The organism is Streptomyces sp. 13-12-16 (genome assembly GCF_002114215.1).
Lineage (GTDB): Bacteria > Actinomycetota > Actinomycetes > Streptomycetales > Streptomycetaceae > Streptomyces.
This window is the reverse complement of the sequence record NZ_NCTE01000959.1, coordinates 1-4596: the sequence shown is the minus strand read 5'-3', so window position 1 is coordinate 4596 and position 4596 is coordinate 1. Positions and strand designations below refer to the sequence as shown.

Genomic DNA, 4596 nt, shown 5'->3' with positions numbered 1-4596 from the left:
AACCTCGCGTCGGTCACCGCCGAGACAGAACTCGTCTCCGGCGGCGGCCAGCACCAGGACCCGTACCGCCGGGTCCTGCTCGTCGAGGACGGTGAGGAGGTCCTCCAGCATGGCGTCGGTGACGGCGTTTCCCTCTTCGGGGACGTTCAGTTCGACGGTGAGGAGAGGACCCTGCCGATAGGTACGAAGGGTCTTGAGCATCCGGTCGACGGGGAGATCGGTGAGGGGCGCGGCGTTCATGTCGTTACTTTCAAAGAGGTGATGCGGCGGAAGACGAGCCGGGAGGTGTCATAGGCGGGGGGTGCGGCGGGCCGCAGGGTGGGGAAACGTTCCAGCACCTGGGCGATCAGTTCCCGGGCCTCGGAGCGCGCGAGGGCCGCGCCGAGGCAGTAGTGGGCGCCGCTGCCGAAAGTGACGTGGCCGCCGCCGCGCCGGATGTCGAAAACATGCGGGTCCGGATTGCGCCGGGGATCGTGGGCCGCCGAACCGTACAGTATGTGGACGGTGGTGTCCTTGGCCATGGGGGTGCCGGCGAGGACGGTGTCGTCGGCGGCGATGTGGGAGTTGAGCCACACCGGAGGGTCGTAGCGCAGGGTCTCCTCCACCAGGTCCTCGATGTGCTCCGGGTGCGCGCGGAGCCACTCCGCCCGGGCGGGGTCCTCGGTGGCGAACCGCACCGCGTTGGTCAGCAGGACCGCGCTGGTCTCCAGGGAGGCGATGGTGACGAACATCGTGAGGTGGTAGATCACCTGGTCCGCGGCGGCCCGGTCGTCCGGGTACTGCGCGTCCCAGTGGTGGATCCAGCCGGTGAGGACATCGTTGCCAGGGCGGGCCCGCCGGTCGCGGATCAGATCGGTGAAGAAGGCCCGCATCTCCAGCGTGGCGCGGGCCGCCTGCGCGAGTTCGTCCTTGGTGGGGAACAGTTCCTGGGCGTAGGCCTGCCGGTGGGCGAAGTCCAGGATGTACGCGGCGTGCTCTTCGGGGATGCGGAGCCACTCACAGACCGTGCGGACCGGGAGGAGTTCACCGACCGTGTGAACGAAGTCGGCCTCCCCCTCGGCGCGCAGGCGGTCCTCCAGATCGTCCAGGAGCCCTGAGGCGAGAGCGGCGATCCGTGGGCGCATGCCCTCCAGGGTGGCGCGGTCGAACGGGTTGCCCAGGGCACGCCGCTGACAGGTGTGCGTCGGGGGGTTGAGACGGGAAAGGGTACCGGTCAACTCCTGGGTGGCCAGCTCCTGCCAGCGTTTCGGGTCGGGTTGCCGCTCCTGCCAGGCGAAGTCCGGCACGAGCCAGTTCCTGCTGCGCAGGACCTGGCTGCATGCCTCGAAACCGGTGACGAAGTAGCCGCCCCAGGGGGCGGGTACGACGTCCCCCAGGGTACGCAGCTCTTCCCAGACGGGCAGGGGGTTGGCCTGTCCCTCGTCCGAACGCAGGCGACGGATGAGGGAGATGACGGCTCGGCGGTCGATACGGGTGCCGCGTATGTCGCCAACGGCGGTCACGCAGAGCTCCTTTGCTGGGCACTGTCGATCACTACCGCCGGAACCTACCCTTCCCCTCTCCCCTGTCATGCGCCTCTGTGTGTTGCCCCGGTCACATGCCGCTCATCAGACACGGAAGATGTCCAGGAAGCTGCTCCAGAATCCCTTCTTCCGCGCCGGTTCCTGCCGTGCCGGAGCGGCCCCGGACGACGGGAGCGGCTGCTGCGCACCCGGCGCCTCGGCCCGGCCCCGGAGCGCGGCCGCCATCCGGGTGGCCGGCGTGGGGCTGAACGTCACCGGCAGCGTGGCCAGGGCCCGGTGGAACGGTCCCGGCCGCCACTGCAGGTCCTTCTCCGGTACGGCCAGGGCGAGATCGGGCAGCGCGTTGAGGAGACGCTCGATCGCGGTGGTCGCGATGACCTGCGCCGGGTCCTTGGCGGGACAGGCGTGCGGGCCGGCCCCCCAGGCGAGATGGGCGCCCTTGCTGTGGGCGCGGCGGGCCTCGGCGAGCGCGGGGTCGCTGTTGGCGCCCGCGAAGGAGATGACGACCGGGGTGTTCGCCTCCACCACGTGGCCGCCGAGGTCGACGTCCTGGACCGGGTAGTGGGTGGCGTAGTTGGCGATGGGCGTCTGGTTCCACAGTACGTGGTCGAGCGCCTCCTCGATCAGCATGCCGCTCTGCCGGCCGCCCGCCCCGGACAGCAGCAGCACCAGGGCGTTGCCGATGAGGTTGCGCTCGGGTTCGATGCCGGCGCCCATCAGCAGCACCAGCTGGTCCTTGAGCTCCTCGTCGGTCAGACCGGCCGGGTGCTGGATCAGCCAGGAGGTGACGTCGTCACCGGGCGAGCGCCGCTTGAGCGCGATCAGCTCCATGAGACAGGCGGTGAGGTCCTCGTTGGCGCGCAGCGCGTCCTTGCCGTCGAAGATCGCCGACATGGCGGTGGTGATGGTGTCACCGATGTCCGCCGGGCAGCCGAACAGCTTGTTGAACAGCAGCAGCGGCAGCAGCTTGGCGTAGTCGTTGAGCAGGTCGGCCCGGCCACGCTCGCTGAACCGGTCGATGAGGTAGTCGGCGATCGGTTCGACGTCGCGCCGGATGCGCGTGGTGTTGAGCCGGGCCAGGCTGTCCACCACGGCCTTGCGCAGCCGCAGGTGCACCGCACCGTCGGTGAACAGGCAGTTGGGCCGGTACGCCATCATCGGAAGCACCGGATTGTCCATGCCGATGCGGCCCTCGTTGAGCGCTTTCCAGCGACGGGAGTCACGGACGAACAGCTCGGTGTTCTGCAGCACGCGCAGGGCCATTTCGTGCCCGACGACCAGCGTGGCGTCGGCACCGGGGGCGAGTTCGACGGGGCCGGCCGGGGCGTGGGCGCGCAGCCGGTCGTAGACCTGCTGGGGGTCGGTGGCGAACGCGGCGTCGTGCATGGGGCATCTGCCGGCAGTCGCCACAGACGGGGTGTGAGGATCCATGAAGTCTTCCTTAGTGATCCGGGAACCGTCGTTCCCGGTCCGGGCGGGCGCGCGGTGGTCAGGCCGCGTGCTCGAGCAGGTGTCTCACCAGGGCGATCAGCGCCTTGGCGGACGACCGCTGGTCGCGGGCGTCGCAGTAGACGACCGGGGTGTCCGGGAGCAGGTCGAGCGCCTCGCGCACCTCGGCCTCGCCGTAGGTGGCGGCGGGGTCGAAGCAGTTGACGGCGATGGCGTACTCCAGGCCGTACCGCTCGATGAGGTCGATGACCGGGAAGGTCTCCTCCAGACGTCCCGGGTCGACCAGGAGCAGGGCCCCGAGCGCGCCGCGGGCCATGTCCTCCCACAGCTGCATGAAGCGCTGCTGGCCCGGGGTGCCGAACAGGTACAGCACCAGGTCGTCGCTGAGGGTGAGACGGCCGAAGTCCAGGGCGACCGTGGTGGTGGTCTTGTCCGCCACGCCCCGCAGGTCGTCGATGTGGACGGACGCCTGGGTCATCTTCTCCTCGGTGCGCAGCGGAGTGATCTCCGACAGCGAGCCGATGAAGGTCGTCTTGCCCACGGCGAAGTGCCCGACGACGAGGATCTTGGCGGCGTTGGTCACCGCGCTGGAGACGTAGATGGACTTCTGGGCCGTCTCAGCCGATGAGGGATTGGAGTCCATTCAGAACCTTCTCGAGGGTCGCTCTGTCAACGTTCTGGGCCCGGGGCGGCTCGGCCCGGCGCAGCAGGTGCCCCTGCTCGGCTAAATCGGTGAGCAGCAGCCGGGCCACCCCGACGGGCAGGCCGAGGTGGCCCGCCACCTCGGCGACCGACAGGTAGCCACCCGCGCACAGCTCCCAGATCGCCCGGACCTCGGGGCCGGCCCCCAGCGGAAGCGTCCGCTCGGGAGCCAGGGTGACCAAGGTGTGCAGCGCCAGTTCGTCCGAGGACGGCAGGCTCCGGCCGCCCGTGATGACGTACGAGCGGACGAAGTCACTGGTGACGGGTGCTTCCTCGCCGGGCGTCGTCATACGCCGACACCGTTGTCCGAGCGCGGGGCCACGCTCATCGCCTTGCTCAGCGCCGCCACCGTCTTCTGCATGCGGAACGACATGGCCTCCATGTCGACGTCCAGCGCCGCCGAGACGGCCAGGTAGGCGCCCTGCCCGGCAGCGATCAGGAAGATCCAGCCGCCGTCGTACTCCAGCAGCGTCTGCTTCCAGATGCCGTGCCCCGCCCCGACGAAACCGGCGACCGCCCGGCTGAGGGACTGCATGGAGCTCATCGCGGCGGCGTTCGTCTCGGCGTCGTCACGTGAGATCTCGTCCGAACGCTGCAGCAGCAGGCCGTCGCCCGAGACGAGGACCGCGTGGCGGGCACCACGCACCTCGAGCACGTCGTTCAGCACCCACGACAGGTCGGTGTTCACTGGTGGTCAGGTCCTTCCGTGGTGTTCGTGGTCCGCCCGAGCTGGGTGCCGCGCGCGAACGCCCCCAGGCGCGACGCGGTCACCTCGCCGGCCGACTCGGACGTCTGCTGGTCGGTGCCGGCCGTGTCCTGCGGCGCCGGCACCACCGAGATGGGCCCCTGGCGCCGGCGGCGCTTGGGCAGCCCGCCGGTCGTCGTGCCCACCACGTGCGAGGGGCCGACCGGGACGGGCGCC

The 4596-nt window shown here is 70.0% G+C and carries 6 protein-coding genes and 1 pseudogene; all 7 read right to left on the bottom strand.

The window, feature by feature from the left end:
* The coding region (locus B7767_RS33015; protein WP_179167383.1) for an enoyl-CoA hydratase-related protein at positions 1-240 on the bottom strand (240 nt) is incomplete at its 3' end.
* Positions 237-1502 (bottom strand): cytochrome P450, encoded by a 1266-nt coding sequence (locus tag B7767_RS33010; protein WP_085575330.1) that lies wholly within the window; start codon positions 1500-1502, stop codon positions 237-239. The genes B7767_RS33015 and B7767_RS33010, both read right to left, overlap by 4 nt.
* Positions 1503-1607: 105 nt before the next feature.
* Positions 1608-2909, bottom strand: coding sequence for a cytochrome P450 (locus B7767_RS33005; protein WP_085575329.1), 1302 nt, complete (start codon positions 2907-2909; stop codon positions 1608-1610).
* Positions 2910-3012: 103 nt separating this feature from the next.
* Positions 3013-3615: an ATP/GTP-binding protein gene (locus B7767_RS33000; protein WP_085575328.1), complete on the bottom strand. Its 603-nt coding sequence runs from the start codon at positions 3613-3615 to the stop codon at positions 3013-3015.
* Positions 3590-3964, bottom strand: a complete 375-nt coding sequence (locus B7767_RS32995; protein WP_030827099.1) for a DUF742 domain-containing protein — start codon at positions 3962-3964, stop codon at positions 3590-3592. Before B7767_RS32995 ends, B7767_RS33000 begins: the two co-directional genes overlap by 26 nt.
* The gene (locus B7767_RS32990; RefSeq protein WP_030861626.1) at positions 3961-4362 is read right to left on the bottom strand and encodes a roadblock/LC7 domain-containing protein; all 402 of its coding nucleotides are present in this window, start codon (positions 4360-4362) and stop codon (positions 3961-3963) included. Before B7767_RS32990 ends, B7767_RS32995 begins: the two co-directional genes overlap by 4 nt.
* Positions 4359-4596, bottom strand: a pseudogene (locus B7767_RS32985) (ATP-binding protein); the annotation flags it as partial. The gene B7767_RS32990 and the pseudogene B7767_RS32985, both read right to left, overlap by 4 nt.